Source organism: Corynebacterium sp. (genome assembly GCF_022712275.1).
GTDB lineage: Bacteria > Actinomycetota > Actinomycetes > Mycobacteriales > Mycobacteriaceae > Corynebacterium.
Genome location: NZ_JALAGU010000013.1, coordinates 18,206 through 35,211, shown reverse-complemented (window position 1 = coordinate 35,211; position 17,006 = coordinate 18,206). Strand labels below are relative to the sequence as shown.

Here is a 17,006-nt window from a genome sequence, read left to right as displayed (position 1 = left end):
CCGGTTGCGCCGGGTAGGGTAAGACATTCGTGACCGGGGAGGCCCGGAAGAACCGGGAGATGGGAGACCGATACCGTGGAACAGGACCGGACTGACCGGCGCAGCACGCGTCGCGGCGTACCCGGCAACTCCTGGCGGACGCTGGACACCAGCCCCGGGCGGTTCCAGATCCGCGGTACCGTCGTCGTGGTGGTGGTCGTCGTCGTGGCCCTCGTGCTCATGGCCCGACTGGTCCAGGTTCAGCTCCTCCAGCAGGACGGGCTCGCCCACAGTGCTTCCGAGCAACGCACCGTACAGACCCCGCTGTACGCCGACCGGGGTGCCGTCACCGACCGTGACGGCCGTGATCTCGCATACACCATGAAGGCCTCGATGATCGTCGCCTTCCCCAACCAGCTCGAAACCTACATGGCCGACCGCTACAAGATCGACAAGCGGACCGAGGACAATCCGGAGGGTGCACTGCCCCCGGACGAGCAGCTCGACGAGATCGTCGAGGAACTGCCCGCCATGCTCGAGGGCGACACCGAAGCAGTGAAGAAGGAGGACCTGCGCGAGGCGTTGACCTCCGACAAGAACTACGTCCGCCTGGTGCAGAACGTCGACCCCGACATCGCGGAGCGGATCGTCGCCCGGTGGCCCGAACTGTCCACCGAGAACCAGGACGTCCGCCAGTACCCCAACGGTGCGGTCGGCGCGAACATCGTCGGCAAGTACGGCTGGGTCGGCGACGGTATCGAGGGCGGGCAGTACGGCCTCGAGCTGTCGCAGGACGCCCGCCTGCAGGGCACCAACGGCAGCGTCACCTCCGATGTCGGCGACTCCGCTGTCATCCCGGGTACGGTCCGTGACCGCCACCCGGCCGTCGACGGCGACTCCTTCCAGCTCACCCTCGACACCGACGCCCAGGCCTATATCCAGCAGCAGGTCCAGCAGGCCAAGGAGAAGTCCGGCGCGGAGTCCGCGTCCGCCGTCGTCCTCGACGCGAAGTCCGCCGAGGTCATCGCCATGGCGACCTCGGACACCATCAACCCGATGGGTGACCTCAACAAGCAGGTCGACCAGGGCAAGGAGTTCACCAACCGGGTCGTCGAGAACGCCTTTGAGCCGGGTTCGGTCGCCAAGGTCATGACCGCCGCCGCAGCCATTGAGGAGGGCAAGACCACCCCGGACGAGGTTCTCCAGGTCCCCGGCACCATCGAGATGTCCGGCGTGACGGTCAAGGACGCCTGGGACCACGGGGTCGTGCCGTACACCACCACCGGTGTCTTCGGTAAGTCCTCCAACGTGGGCACGCTGATGCTCGCCGACCGGGTCGGCGAGGAAAAGTTCGCCGAGTACCTCCATAACTTCGGCATCGGCCAGGCCAGCGATCTCGGACTGCCGTCGGAGACCGCAGGCTACGTCCCGGACCTCGACCAGTGGTCCGGCGGCACCTTCGCCAACCTGCCCATCGGTCAGGGCATGTCGATGAACCTGCTGCAGATGACGAGCATCTACCAGGCCCTCGCCAATGACGGCGTGCGTGTCACCCCGTCACTGATCAGCTCAGTGACCTCGCCCGACGGTACGGAGATCCCGCAGGACGATCCGGAGGAGATCCGTGTGGTCTCCCCGGCGACGGCCCGCACCGTGGTCGATATGTTCCGGGCGGTGAACCAGACCGACCCGACCGGCATCCAGCAGGGCACCGCGCCCGGCGCCGGCATCGAGGGCTACCAGACGGCCGGCAAGACCGGTACCGCCCAGCAGATCGACCCTGACACCAAGGCCTACTCGAACTCCGACTACTGGATCACCTACGCCGGCATCGCCCCGGCCGACGATCCCCGGTTCGTCGTGGGCATCATGCTCGACAACCCGCAGCGCAGTTCCGACGGCAGCGGCGGTCAGTCCGCCGGCCCGCTGTTCCACGACGTCGGTTCGTGGCTGCTCGACCACTACAACGTGCCGCTGTCCGCCACGGAGGCACCTCGACTCATCCTGGAGGCCCAGTGACAGCGACCAGCCCGACAAGCCCGTCACATCCGACCCGTCCGACCCTCGCCCGCCTCTCCGAGCTGACCGGTGGCCGCCTCGTCGACGTGGACGGTACCGCGGCGACCGCTGAGCAGGGACGTCAGACCGTCGCCACCGCGGCCATCGACGCCCGCGACGTCCCCGCCGACGGACTGTTCATGGCCGTTCCCGGCACCCGTGCCCACGGCGCCCGGTTCGCCGGACAGTCCGCCGGGCACAGCGTGCTCACCGACGAGGAAGGTCTCGGCGTCCTCGCGGAGGAGTCCTGGCAGGGGACCGTCCTCGTGGTCGACGACTGCCGGCAGTGGCTCGGCCCTGTCGCCGCGGAGATCCACGGCCACCCGTCACGGGACATGACCGTCATCGGTGTCACCGGCACCAGCGGCAAGACGACGACGACCTACATGATGGAGCGCGCCCTGCTGGGGCGTCGCCATGTCGGTCTCATCGGCACCACCGGTACGCGTATCGACGGCCGGAAGATCCCGACCTCGCTGACCACACCGGAGGCCCCGACCCTGCAGGCGCTCTTCGCCCGGATGCGCGATGAGGGGGTGACCCATGTGGTCATGGAGGTCTCCTCCCACGCCCTGGTCCTCGGCCGGGTCCGTGGCGTCGATTTCGACGTCGCCGGGTTCACCAACCTCTCCCAGGACCATCTCGACTTCCACCCCACGATGGAGGACTATTTCGACGCGAAGTCCCTGCTGTTCACCGAGCCGCAGGACCCGACCGCCGAGTTGCCGGTGTCCGTCGTCTGCGTCGACGACGGGTGGGGCCGGCGCCTCGCAGAGCGTACCGGGGACGACACAGTCACCGTATCGACCGGTGGCGAGGCCGCGACCTGGCAGGTCAGCGATGTCGCCGTCCACCCCGACGGTACCCAGCACATCACCGTGGACCGGGCGGAGGGGGCGGTCGATTTCGACCTGTCGATCCCGGGCGCCTTCAACGTCGCCAACGCCACCCTCGCCCTGGCCACCCTTGTGGCGGCAGGGGAGGACGCCTCGATCGCCGCGGAACTGGCCGAGGTCAGCGTGCCGGGCCGGATGGAGAAGATCTCCGGATCCTCCCCGCAGACTGCCGTGGACTTCCTCGCCCTGGTCGACTACGCCCATAAGCCGGGCGCCGTCACCGCGGTCCTCGACACCCTCAACGGCCAACTCGACCGAGCGGCGGCCGGTCGGGGCGGCACCTCACGAGGTCGTCTCGGTGTCGTCCTCGGGGCCGGTGGCAACCGTGACCACGAGAAGCGCCCGAAGATGGGGGCCGCCGCAGCTGCCGTGGCAGACCTCGTCATCGTCACAGACGACAACCCGCGTGATGAGGACCCTGCGACGATCCGTGCCGCTGTCCTCGCCGGTGCCACCGACGCCGCGGCCCGGCGCACCGACGGGGTGACACCCGGGATCCGGGAGATCGGTGACCGCGCCGAGGCCATCCGCGCCGCCGTGGCCTGGGCCCGCTCCGGCGACGTCATCGTCGTGGCCGGTAAGGGCCATGAATCCGGGCAGATCATCGGGGACACCGTCGTCGACTTCGACGACCGGGTGGAACTCGCTGACGCACTCTCCGACCTCCCTGAACACAAGGAGTCTGAAGCATGATCGAACTGACCGCAGGAGAAATCGCCGATGTCACCGGCGGCACCCTGGTCGACGGCGCAGACCCTGACACGGTGGTGACGGGGCCTGTGGAGTTCGACTCCCGCCGCATCACCGCCGGCAGTGTCTACATGGCACTGCCCGGCGCCCGTGTCGACGGGCATGACTTCGTCGGCCCCGCGCTCGAGGCCGGGGCGTCCCTCGTCATGGCCGGCCGGCCCACCTCGTTGCCCGAACTGCTCTGCCCGGTGGTCGGGGAAGAGGAGGGGACGCAGCGCAACGCGTCCTACCTCGACAACGACCCCGACGGGGCGGGGGAGCGGGTCATCACCGCGGTGTCCCGGCTCGCCCGACACAGCACCGACGTGCTCGTCGCGGAGAACGGTCTGACGGTCATCGGGGTCACCGGCTCGGCCGGTAAGACCTCGACCAAGGACCTGCTCGGTGCGGTGTTCTCCCGCGACGGCGAGACCATCGCCCCGCCCGGCAGCCTCAACAACGAGATCGGTCACCCGTACACCGTGCTCAAGGCCGGCCGGACGACGAAGTACCTCGTCGCGGAGATGTCGGCCCGTGGTCGCGGTCATATCGCCCACCTGGCACGCATCGCCCCGCCGCAGATCGGTGTGGTCCTTAACGTCGGCACCGCCCACCTCGGTGAGTTCGGTTCCCGCGAGGGCATCGCGCAGGCCAAGGGCGAGCTGGTCGAGGCACTGCCGTCGGCCGCCGACGGTGGTGTGGCGGTGCTCAACGCCGATGACGACCTGGTGTCCGGGATGGCGCCGCGCACCACCGCGCGGGTCGTGTACTACTCGGCCGACCAGGGCGCCGACGGCACCGCCGACTACCGGGCCTCGGACATCACCCTCGACGAGGTCGCCCGGGCGTCCTTCCTCCTGCACCACCCCAAGGGTGATCCGGTGAAGGTCAGCCTCGGCGTCTTCGGCGCGCACAATGTCGCCAACGCCCTGGCTGCCGCGGCGGCCGCCATCGAGTGCGGTCTGGCCCCCTCGGAGGTCGCGGCGGCGCTGACCGGCTACGTCGCCGCCAGTGCGAACCGCATGGACGTGCGGACCCGTCCCGACGGGCTCACTGTCATCAACGACTCCTACAACGCAAACCCGGACTCGATGCGGGCCGGGATCGACGCCCTGGCGCACGCCACGTCGACCCGTGCCGGCAAGGAGTCCTGGGCTGTCCTCGGCCAGATGGCGGAGCTCGGGGAGGATGCCGTCGGTGAACACACCGGCATCGGCGGGTACCTCGCCGAGCGCGGCATCGACCGGCTCATCGTCGTCGGCCACGGCGTCAACCAGGATGCCCTGGCCGCCGCCGGTACCGACGGCGGGATCTGGACCCGGCAGGTCGACGATGTCGACGGTGCCGTGAACCTTCTCACCGGCGCGCCCACCCACCCCGGCGACGTCGTCCTCGTCAAGGCCTCTTATTCTGACGGACTGTGGCGCGTGGCCGAAGGCCTCCACGCCGCCGTCTCCAATTCCTCCCAGGCAAGGTAACCGGCACATCCCATGATGCAGATCATCGTCGCAGCGGCAGTCTCGTTCTTCGTCGCCATCTTCCTCACCCCGGCCCTCATCAAGCGGTTCTCCGCTGAGGGCATCGGGCAGGAGATCCGTGAGGAAGGACCGAAGTCCCACCTGCGCAAGCGTGGCACCCCGACCATGGGCGGTATCGCCATTCTCGTCGGTATCACCGTCGGATACCTTGTCGCCGTCATCGTCGGCCTGGCGACCAACGGTGCCGGCCCCGGTGCCTCCGGCTGGCTCGTCCTCGGCCTCACCCTCGCCCTCGGTGGCGTCGGGTTCGCCGACGACTACATCAAGCTGGTCATGGGCCGGAACCTCGGCCTCAACGCCCGGGCGAAGCTCGCCCTGCAGCTCATCATCGCCGTCGTCTTCGGCATCCTGATCCTGCAGTTCCCGAACTCGCACGACCTCACCCCGGCGTCGACGAAGCTGTCCTTCATCCGTGACATCAACACCTTCGACCTCAAGGTCGGCGGTGCGGTGATCGGCACCATCATCTTCCTCGTCTTCATCTACATCGTCATCTCCGCCTGGTCGAACGCCGTGAACCTCACCGACGGACTCGACGGCCTGGCTGCCGGTGTCTCGGGTATCGTGCTCGCCGCCTACGTGGTGATGACCTTCTGGCAGTTCCGCAACTCCTGCTCCGTGGACGCCGCGGTGAGCTGCTACCAGGTGCGCGACCCGCTGGACCTCGCGATGCTCGCCGGCGCCGGACTCGGCGGTTGCCTCGGTTTCCTGTGGTGGAACGCCGCCCCGGCCAAGATCTTCATGGGTGACACCGGCTCCCTGGCCCTCGGTGGTCTCGTCGCCGGTCTGTCCATCACCTCCCGCACCGAGCTGCTGATGATCGTCGTCGCCTTCCTTTTCGTCATGGAGGCCGCCAGCGTCGTGATCCAGGTCGGCTCGTTCAAGACCACCGGACGCCGCGTGTTCCGCATGGCGCCCTTCCACCACCACTTCGAGCAGGGGGGCTGGGCGGAGACCACGGTCGTCGTCCGGTTCTGGCTGCTCTCCGCACTCTTCGCCATGGGCGGTGTCGCGCTGTTCTACAGCGAATGGCTCCGTGGCGCAGGCCTCTAGGAGAGACACACCGTGACCATCACCGAAGCACTTTCGTCCGGCCGGGTCCTCGTCGCAGGAGCCGGGGTGGCCGGCGCCGGTGTCACCCGGATGCTCGCGCCGCTGGGCTGCACCGTGACCCTCGCGGACGACAACACCGACCGCGGGCAGGAGCTCGCGGCACAGACCGGTGCGTTCGCCGTGTCAGTCACCGAAGCACGGGACGCACTGGGCGAGGTCGACCTTCTGGTCACGTCCCCGGGCTGGCGTCCGGACTCCCCACTGCTCGTCGCCGCCGCTGACGCCGGTGTGCCGGTCATCGGTGACATCGACGCCGCGTGGCTGGCCGACCGCGCGGGCCTCTTCGGAGATCCGCGGACCTGGCTCGCGGTGACCGGCACCAACGGCAAGACGACCACTACCGCCATGCTCGCCGCGGTGCTCGCGGCGGACAGTCGGTCGGTCACCGCCGTCGGCAACATCGGTACCCCGCCCGGTGATGCACTGCTCGCCGAGCCGCGGGTCGACGTCCTCGCCGCCGAGGTCTCCAGCTTCCAGCTGCACTGGGCACCGCATTTCGCGCCAGACGCCGGCTGCGTCCTCAATCTCGCCGACGACCACCTCGACTGGCACGGCTCCTTCGCGAAGTACGCCGCTGACAAGGTCCGCGTCCTGACCGGGAGGGTGCCGGTGCTGGCTCTCGACGATGCCGCGGTGCTGGACAGTGTCCGCGACACCGGTGTCGTCACCGGAGCGCACCGTGCCGTGACCCTCGGTGATCCCGCGGACGACACCACCGGTGCGTCCGTGGTGACCGGCGTGCGCGACGGGCAGATCGTCGAACTTGACGCAGCCACCGGGACCGTCACGACACTCGCCCCGGCCACCGGGATCTCCCCGGCGGGTCCGGCGGGTGTGGCCGACGCCACCGCCGCCGCCGCCCTGGCCCGGGCCGTCGACGTCTCACCGCAGGCCGTGTCCCGTGCCCTGGCCGGGTTCACCGTCGCCGCCCACCGCGGTCAGGTCGTCGCCACCACCGACGGCGTGGACTGGGTGGACAACTCCAAGGCGACCAACCCGCATGCCGCCGAGGCCGCACTGCGCGGACTCAACGACGTCATCTGGGTCGCCGGAGGACAACTCAAGGGAGCCGCTGTCGACGGTCTCGTCGCCGCGGTCGCCCCGGCACTCAAGGCCGTGGTGCTGCTCGGTGTGGACCGTCGGATCCTGGCCGACGAACTGGCGTCCGCCGCACCGGGCGTCCCGGTGACCGTGGTGGATTCCACCGACCCGGCGGCCGCGATGGCCGAAGTCGTCGCCGCTGCCCGGGCTGCCGCGACCGCAGGCGACACGGTCGTTCTGGCTCCCGCCGCGGCCTCGCTCGACATGTATCCTGGCATGTCCCGACGTGGCGACCTGTTCGCCGAATACGCACGCGAGTCGACACTGAAGTGAGGACGGGACGCAGATGAGTGACCGTACGACACAGCGGCCGACCGCGTCGCGACGTCCCCGGCAGAGGGCGTCCGCCGACGCGTCCCCGTGGAAGGGGCTGCAGGAGAAGTGGCGCCGACTGCTGGATTCCCCGCAGCTCGACTACAAGGTGATCGTCCTGGTCACCGGTATCCTCGTGGCACTCGGCCTCATGATCTCCCTGTCCTCGTCGATGGTCACCTCACGTGGCGCCGACGGCTCCGGCAGCGTCTTCGCCCAGTTCCTCCGGCAGGCGGTGATCGTCCTCGTCGGCCTGGCGGTCATGTGGGGCGCACTGTGGGTCAGACCTGCGAAGCTGCGTGCCTGGGCGCCGGGCTTCCTGTTCGTGGCCTTCGCCCTACTTCTCGTGGTGCTGGTCATCGGTGTCGGCGACGACATCGGTTCACGGTCCTGGATCGCCCTGGGACCGTTGTCCTTCCAGCCTTCCGAGATCGCCAAGCTCGCACTGTCCGTGTGGGGTGCAGCCGCGGTGTCGATGCACACCCGGCGGAGCCCGGACATCAGGAACGGGCTCGGACCGTTCATCATGGTCTCCTTCGCCATCCTCGGTCTGGTCCTCCTGCAGCGCGACCTCGGCATGATGTTCTCCCTCGCCCTGGTGGTCCTCGCACTCCTGCTGTTCAGTGGTGTCGCCACCCGGGCCTTCGGTGTGGCGGTGGGCATTATCACGGTGGTCGGTGCCCTCGCCATCACGGCGATGAGCTACCGGTCCGACCGGATCAGCACATGGTTCAACGCCGTCCGTCTCAACTTCGATGACGAGACCGGTCAGGCCGCCGCCTACCAGGCTCGTCAGGGCCTCTACTCGCTGTCTGACGGCGGCTTCCTCGGAGTCGGTCTCGGCCAGTCCCGCGCGAAGTGGAACTATCTGCCGGAGGCCACCAACGACTTCGTCTTCGCCATCATCGGTGAGGAGCTCGGCATCCTCGGCGCCGGCGCGGTGATCCTCCTGTTCACCATCCTCGGCTGGTTCGGCATCCGTACCGCGATCAGGCAGACGGACCCCTTCCTCCGGCTGCTCGCCGCCACCCTCACCGCCGGTGTCGTCGGTCAGGCCTTCTACAACATCGGCTACGTCTGCGGCCTGCTCCCGGTCACCGGTGTGCAGCTGCCGCTGATCTCGGCCGGCGGCACCTCCGCCGTCATCACGCTGGCGACGCTGGGTCTGCTGGCCAACTGTGCCCGTCACGAACCCGAGACCGTCTCGTCGATGCAGCATGAGGGACGCCCCTGGTTCGACCGCGTCCTGCTGCTGCGTGAGCCGGCGCCGTACACCTCCGGTGCCGAACAGCGCGACCGGGTGCGCCCGCAGGCCCGCCGCTACGGGGAACCGGTCACCCGTCGGTCCGGTCCGCGGTCCGGGGACTTCGTCGACCGCCGGGACGCCCGCCACCGGAGTGCCCGGGCAGGGTACCGTGATACTCCGGAGCGCGACGACCGGACCCGGTCCCGCGAGCAACGTCAGTACCGCACCGATGAGCCCAGGAGGCGTCACCGTCCGTGAATGATCCATCCCAGTCCGCCCGACCCCTGTCCGTTGTTCTCGCAGGTGGAGGGACGGCCGGACACATCGAGCCGGCACTCGCCGTCGCCGAGGCACTGCGCAAGGCACAGCCCGGTATCCGGGTGACCGCGCTGGGCACGGAACGCGGACTCGAGACCCGGCTCGTTCCGGAGCGGGGAGTGACCCTCTCCCTGATCCCGGCGGTCCCGGTGCCCCGCAAGATCAACAAAGACCTCGTCACTTTCCCCTTCCGGCTCGTCGGTGCGCTGAACCGGACCAGACGTACCCTCAATGACCTGGACGCCGATGTCGTCGTCGGTTTCGGCGGCTATGTCTCCGGACCGGCCTACCTTGCCGCGAAATGGGCGAAGGTCCCCACTGTCGTCCATGAGGCGAACGCCCGCACCGGCATGGCCAACCGGCTCGGTGCCAGGCTCGGCGCCCGGGTCCTCGAGGCCGTGGAAGGCTCGGGACTCAAGGGTGCCGAGGTCGTCGGCATTCCGGTACGGCAGTCACTGCTGGAGCTCGACCGCGCCGCACTGCGTGCCGAGGCCCGCGAGTTCTTCGGCCTCGACCCTGATTCGCCGGTGCTGCTGGTCACCGGTGGAAGCCAGGGTGCGGCGTCCATCAACGACGCCGTCAGTGGTGCCGCCCGCACGCTCGGGGACGCCGGTATCGGTGTCCTCCACGCCTACGGTAGCAAGAACAGCATCCACGTCGAACAGGTCGACGGTGCCCCGGCCTATGTGGCCGTACCCTACATCGACCGGATGGACCTCGCCCTGGCCGCGGCGGACATGGTGCTCTGCCGGTCGGGTGCAATGACCGTCGCCGAGATCTCCTCGTGTGGTCTGCCGGCGGTGTACGTGCCGCTGCCGCACGGCAACGGGGAGCAGGAACTCAACGCCCGTCCGGTCGTGGACGCGGGCGGCGGCGTCATCGTCAAGGACGCCGAGCTCGACCCCGGCCGGGTCGCCCGCGAGATCGTCCCGCTGCTGCGTGACGCCGAACGCCTCGCTGCCGCCGGTGAGGCCGCCCGCGGCGCCGGGCACCGGGACGCCGCCGACCGTATCGCCACCGTCGTCATCGAGACTGCACGCAGGAAGTAGACCATGAACGCGAATCCCATCACTTCCATCGACCAGCTGCACCGGGTGCACATGGTCGGTATCGGCGGCTCCGGTATGTCCGGTATCGCCCGTATCCTGCTCGACCACGGCATCGCCGTGAGCGGTTCCGACATGAAGGAGTCCCGGGTCGTCCTCGCGCTGCGCGCCGCCGGTGCGCGGATCTCCGTCGGCCACGACGCCGCGAACCTCACCTCCGGGGGAGAACTGCCGGACGCCGTCGTCATCTCCTTCGCCGCCATCCCGCACGACAACCCTGAGCTCGTCACCGCCACGGAGCGGGGGATCCCGCTGCTGCGCCGCAGTGACCTGCTGGCACTGCTCATGGCGGACCGTCGTGCGGTCCTGGTCTCGGGCACGCACGGCAAGACATCGACGACCTCCATGGCCGTGGTGGGACTGCAGGCCGCGGGTATGGACCCGTCCTTCGCCATCGGCGGCCAGCTCAACCGGGCCGGCACCAACGCCCACCACGGCACCGGTGACGTCTTCGTCGCCGAGGCCGACGAGTCCGACGGATCCTTCCTGTCCTACTCGCCGACCGTCGCGGTGGTCACCAACATCGAGGCCGACCACCTGGACTTCTACGGCACCGAGGAGGCCTACCACGAGGTCTTCGGCGCCTTCGCCGGGCGCGTTGTCCCCGACGGTTACCTCGTGACCTGTGTCGACGACCCGGGCGCAGCGGAACTCGCCGAGCGCGTCGTCGCCGGCGAGGTCGAGCTGGCCGAGGGGGCACGGGTGCTGGGCTACGGCACCGCAGCCGCCTTCGAGGCCCACCCGACGGTGCCGGTCGGCGCGGTGGTCGTGGACGCCGGAACGACCGTCTACGGTGGTTCGCAGGCCACCGTCCGGTTCCCGGAGTCCGACACGGTCCGTACCGTCACCGTGCGCACCCCTGGCCGCCACATGCTCCTCAACGCCACCGCTGCCGTGCTGGCCGGGGAACTGGTCGGGTCCGACCTCGACGAGGTGATCGACGGTGTCGCCGCCTTCGACGGTGTCCGCCGTCGCTTCGAGTACCACGGCACCGCGGGGGGTGTCGAGGTCTACGACGACTACGCCCACCACCCGACCGAGGTCCGGGCCGTGCTCTCGGCCGCCCGCGACAAGGTCGCCGCCCGCGCCGCCGCGGAGGGGGCCGAGGGCCGTGTCATCGCGGTCTTCCAGCCGCACCTCTACTCCCGCACCATCACCTTCGCCGAGGAGTTCGCCGCGGCCCTGTCCCTGGCGGACACCGCTGTGGTGCTAGACATCTACGGTGCCCGCGAGGACCCGGTTGAGGGTGTGACCTCCCGGATCATCACCGACCGCATGACGGTACCGGTGGTCTACGAGGAGCGTTTCAGCGATGTTCCGGAACGGGTGGCCGAGGTCGCCCACCCCGGTGATGTCGTGCTCACCGTCGGTGCGGGCACGGTCACGATGCTCGCCGACGAGATTCTGCGGCGACTGGGCGGGGAGGCCTGATCCCCGTGGCCCGGAAGAGCCGGAAGGACAGGAACCGGAAGTCGCGTCCGCGCTGGCTGCTGCCCACCGTGGCGGCGGTCGTCGTCGTGGTCATCGGCCTCGTGCTCGTCAGTCAGCTGCTGACCGTCAAGAAGGTACAGATCGACGGCACCGTCAACCAGGACGCCGCGTCAGTGCAGGACGCCTCGGGCATCGACGACGGTGACCGGATGGCCGGAATCGACACCGGTTCGGCCGCCTCGGCGGTCTCCTCGCTGCCCTGGGTGGACACGGTCACGGTCTCGCGGTCCTGGCCGTCGACGGTGAAGATCACCGTCACCGAGCACACCGCAGTCGGTGTCCTCGATGACGGTGGCACGCCTGTCGCCGTCGACACCGGAGGACACCAGTTCCTCCGTGATGTCCGGCCCGAGGGTGCGACCCCGATGCGGGTCTCGTCCACCGACCAGGACGCGGTCACCGCCGCCGCGGAGGTCCTCCGCGCCCTGGACGAGATGGACCCGGAGTTCCGGGCAGGGGTCACCGAGGTCGACGCCCCCGCGTCCGACAGCGTCACGCTCAAGTTCGGTGACGACCGGGAGATCTTCTGGGGGACCTCCGACCGAGCCGACGAGAAGGCGGAGGCGACGCGCATCGTGCTCACCCGCGAGGGTGCACGGTGGAATGTCTCGAATCCGGCACAGCCGGCCGTCCGGGACTGAGAAAAGTCCCGCAACCCTCAACCTTGAGTTGAGGGATACGACACGCCACAGAAAATGTTCCGGCAATTCTGCGCCGTGTCCCTCAAGATGGGTTCCACGAGCGAGGGCCTGAACAGCAGCAGATCAGCACAGGGAGAACACGCAACATGAGCGACTTTGACAACCACATCGCCAAGATCACCGTGGTCGGTGTGGGTGGCGGCGGAGTGAACGCCGTCAACCGGATGATCGAGGCGAACCTTCAGGGGGTGGAGTTCGTGGCGATCAACACTGACGCACAGGCGCTGATGTTCACCGACGCGGACTCCAAGCTCGACATCGGCCGGGAGAAGACCCGCGGTCTCGGTGCCGGCGCCAACCCTGAGGTCGGCCGTGCCGCGGCCGAGGACAGTCGGGACCAGATCGAGGAGATGCTCGAGGGCTCCGACATGGTCTTCGTGACCTGTGGCGAGGGCGGAGGAACCGGTACGGGCGCTGCTCCCGTGGTCGCGCAGATCGCCAAGAAGCAGGGCGCGCTGACGGTCGGTATCGTCACCCGCCCTTTCGGCTTCGAAGGTCGCAAGCGTGCGAAGCAGGCCCTGGAGGGCATCGACGCCCTCAAGGACGTCTGTGACACCCTCATCGTCATCCCGAATGACAGCCTGCTGAAGAACAGTGATCCGGCACTGCAGCTCATGGAGGCCTTCCGCCTGGCAGACGAGGTCCTGCACTCCGGTGTCGAGGGCATCACCAAGCTCATCACCACCCCGGGCATGATCAACGTCGACTTCGCCGATGTCCGCTCCGTCATGACGGACGCCGGCTCCGCCCTCATGGGTGTCGGTGTCGCCCGTGGCGACAACCGTGCCAAGGAGGCTGCCCAGGCGGCGATCAACTCCCCTCTGCTGGAGTCCACCATGGAGGGGGCGACCGGCGTGCTGCTGTCCTTCGCCGGTGGCGGCGATCTCGGCCTGTTCGAGGTCAACGAAGCCGCGTCCCTGGTCGAGGAACTCGCCGACGAGGACGCCAACATCATCTTCGGCACCATCGTCGACGATTCACTGGGTGACGAGGTCCGCGTGACCGTCATCGCCACCGGTTTCGACGACTCCGCCAACGTCAACGCCCTGCCGAGCCGCGGTCAGCACCGCGCACCGGAGCCGGTGGATCCGGTGCAGGCCGCCGAGCAGCCCGACCAGTCCCCGGCGCCGGCTGTGGCCCGCGAGACCCGCGGACCTGAGTCCCGTCAGGGGATCTTCGGCCAGGACGCCGCCCCGGACCGCTCCCAGCGTGCTGCGGCCCAGTCGCGTCAGCAGCGGGAGAATGACGGTCTGTTCACTCCGCACGAGGACGCGGCCCGCAACGGCCGGGGCTCCCGCCGCCGCGAGGAAGCGGAGGATGACCTTGATCTCCCCGACTTCTTCTGAGTCCGTGGGAGACGACCGCAGGGACCGGAAGGTCCGTAAGGTCGTCACCGACCGCAACGGCGGTGTCTCCGACGGCGTCTACGGCAGTTTCAATCTCGGTGACCATGTCGGGGACGACCCGGCCGCCGTCGCCGCCAACCGGGCCCGTCTGGCGTCCCTGCTGGAGCTCCCGGCCGAGCAGATGGTCTACATGGAGCAGATCCATTCGCCGAACGTCACGGAGGTCACCGCTGAGCTGCTCGACAGTCTCCACGGTAACCCGGTGGAGGTGACTGATGCGCTGGTCACCACGTTGCCAGGTGTGGCACTGGTCGTCCTCACCGCCGACTGTGTGCCTGTCCTGCTCTCCGATGAGGAGGCGGGTGTGGTCGCCGCGGTGCACGCCGGTCGGACCGGTGCCCGCAACGGCATCGTCCCGAAGGCTGTCGATGCGATGGTGGAACTCGGTGCATCCCCGGCCCGGATCCACGCTCTGCTCGGTGCAGCGGCGGCAGGGGAGGACTACGAGGTTCCCGAGGCCATGGCGGCCGATGTGGAGTCCCGTCTCCCCGGGTCCCGGACCACCACCAGGGTGGGCACCCCGGGTCTCGACATCAGGGCCGGGATCACCCGGCAGTTGCTGGGGCTCGGTGTCAGGTCCATTGACGCTGATCCGCGCAGCACGGTGGCAGAGGAGAACTTCTTCTCCTACCGGAGAGAAGGCACCACGGGCCGGCAGGCTTCAGTGGTCTGGATGCCCTGACACCGGTACCTTTGGACCAGAGAACGACGAGCGACGAAAGTGAGAGAGACCATGGCAGAGGGATTCATCGAGAAGACCAAGGGCTTCTTCGGTTTCGGTGCTATCGACAGCTTCGACGACCGGGACTACCCCCGGGACGACTTCCAGGACGACTTCCGGGACGACTTCCGGGACGACGACCGTCGTGAGGAGCGCCGTCCGGTGCACGAGGACCATTACGGTGCCCCGTCGGGTCGACACGCCGATCCGGCCCCCACCCGGGAGCACAGCCGGTACGGCCGTCCGGAGAGCGCACGCCCCGGCGCCGCCCTCGGTGACCGTGTACCCGGTCGGCCGGCGGTCGCCGAGCCTGCCGTGGTTCCGGCGCGTACCCCGGAGCTCGTCATCGTCGAGGTCCGTGAGTACCGCGACGTCAACAAGGTCACCCCGGAGTACCGCCGTGGCGACATCGTCGGGTTCAACCTCAGTGACCTCGACAAGGCCGAGGGGCTGCAGTTCCTCGCCTACGTCGGCGGGCTGGCCGCCGGCCTCGACGGCAAGGTCGAGAAGATCGGAGGTTCCCGGAACTTCGCCCTGCTGCCCGAAGGCATCCGACTGAACCTGGACCAGAGGGACACCCTCGAGTCCCGGCTTTCCGGGGAGCGGTAACCGACTGTGGCAACTGCGCTCTACATCATCGCTCTTGTCCTGCGCGTCTACTGGTTCATCCTGTTGGGCAGGGTGATCGTCGAGATGATCCGGTCCTTCTCCCGCCGGTGGTCCCCGTCACGCGGGTTTGCGCTGGTCGCAGAACCGATGTTCGTACTCACGGATGTCGCCGTGAAGCCGCTGCGGAGGCTCATTCCGCCGATCCGGTTCGGGGGAGTGGCGCTGGATGTCTCGATCCTGGTGCTTTTCTTCGGACTGTCGATTCTCGTCACGATTCTCATCACCGTCGCCAACGGCATGGCGTGACCGAGAAACCAATATCGCAATATCCGTTGTGTCCCGTTCGCGGGGCCGCTACACTGGAATCGTCTTCGTGGCCCTGAGTCCACGGAGATGTCGTGTGTAGTGACCGAAGCCGTCGTCTTCCCTGGAATGTGGGTCCGGGTGAGACGGCGGCTTCTTCATTTTCCGGGGGTTCCGGTGGATCATTACGGGGCTTCTGTTGCTAGTGGGGTTGAAGTTGCTGTATAACTTTGCTGTTAGATTGCACTTGAGGTTGAACTTCAGACTCTCGTCTGCGGTGCCTGCTAGGATCTGAACCTGATACACCGACTGTGAAGGGAACTACCGATGCCGTTGACTCCCGCTGACGTTCATAACGTGGCCTTCAGCAAGCCGCCGATCGGCAAGCGTGGCTACAACGAGGACGAGGTCGACCAGTTCCTCGACCTCGTCGAGGACACGCTGGCCGAGCTCGAGGACGAGAAGGAGGAGCTCCGCTCCCAGCTCGAAGCCGGTGCCTCCGCAGCCCCCGCTGCCGAGGTGTCCGGAGCCGCTGCTGCCGCGTCTGCCGCGGATCCGGAGGAACTCAACCGTGCGACCGCCGCTGCGCAGTCCGCGGAAGAGGGCCGCTCCCGCGCCGAGGCCCGGGTCAAGGACCTGGAGCTCCAGCTCAAGAACGCGCAGACCGCTGCGCGGGCCGCCGAGGAGCGGGCAGCCAAGGCCGAGCGCGCTGCGGCGGATGCCCAGAAGGCCTCCGAGCAGGGTGATAAGGCCGCCCCGGCCCAGCAGGTCGCTGCCGCGGCCGGCGACGGCAACGCCTCCGCCGAGACCCACATGCAGGCCGCCCGCGTCCTGTCCCTGGCCCAGGAGATGGCCGACCGTCTCACCGGGGATGCGAAGCAGGAGGCCCAGTCCATGCTCTCCGAGGCGCGTGCCGAGGCAGACAAGACCCTCGACTCCGCCAACAGCACCTCTCAGTCCCAGCTGGCCGATGCCAAGCAGCGGTCCGAGAAGCAGCTCGCCGATGCCAAGCAGACCTCCGACAAGCTCCTGGCCGATGCCCGTCAGCAGTCCGACACACTGGTCAGCGACGCCCGCCAGAAGGCGGACACTCTCCTCGCCGACGCGACCGCCCAGTCCGAGGCCCAGGTCCGGGCCGCCCAGGAGAAGGCCACTTCCCTGGAGCAGGACGCTGAGCGCAAGCACACCGAGATCATGACGACCATCAAGAAGCAGCAGACGACCCTTGAGGGACGCATCGAGGAACTGCGTACCTACGAGCGGGAGTACCGTACCCGTCTGAAGACCTTCCTCGAGTCCCAGCTCGAGGAGCTCAACAGCCGGAGCACCGCCGCCCCCGCGGCGAACAACATCAACTTCGGCAACAACAAGTAGTAACC

General features: G+C 68.4%; 14 protein-coding genes. All 14 read left to right on the top strand.

Annotated elements, in window-relative coordinates:
- Positions 1-75: 75 nt before the first annotated feature.
- The 14 genes from Q0A27_RS02380 to Q0A27_RS02315 all read left to right on the top strand — a co-directional run bounded on the left by Q0A27_RS02380 (position 76) and on the right by Q0A27_RS02315 (position 17,001).
- The gene (locus Q0A27_RS02380; RefSeq protein WP_291473480.1) at positions 76-1,998 is read left to right on the top strand and encodes a penicillin-binding protein 2; all 1,923 of its coding nucleotides are present in this window, start codon (positions 76-78) and stop codon (positions 1,996-1,998) included.
- On the top strand, positions 1,995-3,626 hold the full coding sequence (locus Q0A27_RS02375) for a UDP-N-acetylmuramoyl-L-alanyl-D-glutamate--2,6-diaminopimelate ligase (RefSeq protein WP_291473479.1): 1,632 nt from the start codon (positions 1,995-1,997) through the stop codon (positions 3,624-3,626). The genes Q0A27_RS02380 and Q0A27_RS02375 overlap by 4 nt, the downstream gene beginning before the upstream one ends.
- Entirely contained in the window at positions 3,623-5,140 is a 1,518-nt protein-coding gene (gene murF / locus Q0A27_RS02370; protein WP_291473478.1) for a UDP-N-acetylmuramoyl-tripeptide--D-alanyl-D-alanine ligase, read from the top strand. Before Q0A27_RS02375 ends, murF begins: the two co-directional genes overlap by 4 nt.
- A 12-nt stretch (positions 5,141-5,152) precedes the next feature.
- Positions 5,153-6,253, top strand: coding sequence for a phospho-N-acetylmuramoyl-pentapeptide-transferase (gene mraY / locus Q0A27_RS02365; protein WP_291473477.1), 1,101 nt, complete (start codon positions 5,153-5,155; stop codon positions 6,251-6,253).
- 12 nt (positions 6,254-6,265) lie between these two features.
- Positions 6,266-7,687: a UDP-N-acetylmuramoyl-L-alanine--D-glutamate ligase gene (murD, locus tag Q0A27_RS02360; RefSeq protein ID WP_291473476.1), complete on the top strand. Its 1,422-nt coding sequence runs from the start codon at positions 6,266-6,268 to the stop codon at positions 7,685-7,687.
- Positions 7,688-7,700: 13 nt separating this feature from the next.
- Positions 7,701-9,230 (top strand): FtsW/RodA/SpoVE family cell cycle protein, encoded by a 1,530-nt coding sequence (locus tag Q0A27_RS02355; protein WP_291473475.1) that lies wholly within the window; start codon positions 7,701-7,703, stop codon positions 9,228-9,230.
- Positions 9,227-10,339: an undecaprenyldiphospho-muramoylpentapeptide beta-N-acetylglucosaminyltransferase gene (murG, locus tag Q0A27_RS02350; RefSeq protein ID WP_291473474.1), complete on the top strand. Its 1,113-nt coding sequence runs from the start codon at positions 9,227-9,229 to the stop codon at positions 10,337-10,339. Before Q0A27_RS02355 ends, murG begins: the two co-directional genes overlap by 4 nt.
- 3 nt (positions 10,340-10,342) lie before the next feature.
- The gene (gene murC / locus Q0A27_RS02345) at positions 10,343-11,827 is read left to right on the top strand and encodes a UDP-N-acetylmuramate--L-alanine ligase (RefSeq protein ID WP_291473473.1); all 1,485 of its coding nucleotides are present in this window, start codon (positions 10,343-10,345) and stop codon (positions 11,825-11,827) included.
- A 5-nt stretch (positions 11,828-11,832) separates the two neighbouring features.
- Positions 11,833-12,528 carry an FtsQ-type POTRA domain-containing protein gene (locus Q0A27_RS02340; RefSeq protein ID WP_291473472.1) on the top strand — a complete coding sequence of 232 codons (696 nt, stop codon included), beginning with the start codon at positions 11,833-11,835 and terminating at the stop codon, positions 12,526-12,528.
- Positions 12,529-12,674: 146 nt separating this feature from the next.
- Positions 12,675-13,934, top strand: a complete 1,260-nt coding sequence (gene ftsZ / locus Q0A27_RS02335; RefSeq protein WP_291473471.1) for a cell division protein FtsZ — start codon at positions 12,675-12,677, stop codon at positions 13,932-13,934.
- Positions 13,906-14,676, top strand: a complete 771-nt coding sequence (gene pgeF, locus Q0A27_RS02330) for a peptidoglycan editing factor PgeF (protein WP_291473470.1) — start codon at positions 13,906-13,908, stop codon at positions 14,674-14,676. Before ftsZ ends, pgeF begins: the two co-directional genes overlap by 29 nt.
- Before the next feature lie 51 nt (positions 14,677-14,727).
- On the top strand, positions 14,728-15,324 hold the full coding sequence (locus tag Q0A27_RS02325) for a cell division protein SepF (protein WP_291473469.1): 597 nt from the start codon (positions 14,728-14,730) through the stop codon (positions 15,322-15,324).
- A 6-nt stretch (positions 15,325-15,330) separates the two neighbouring features.
- Positions 15,331-15,630 carry a YggT family protein gene (locus Q0A27_RS02320; RefSeq protein ID WP_291473468.1) on the top strand — a complete coding sequence of 100 codons (300 nt, stop codon included), beginning with the start codon at positions 15,331-15,333 and terminating at the stop codon, positions 15,628-15,630.
- A 324-nt stretch (positions 15,631-15,954) separates the two neighbouring features.
- The gene (locus Q0A27_RS02315) at positions 15,955-17,001 is read left to right on the top strand and encodes a DivIVA domain-containing protein (protein ID WP_291473467.1); all 1,047 of its coding nucleotides are present in this window, start codon (positions 15,955-15,957) and stop codon (positions 16,999-17,001) included.
- Positions 17,002-17,006 lie beyond the last annotated feature (5 nt).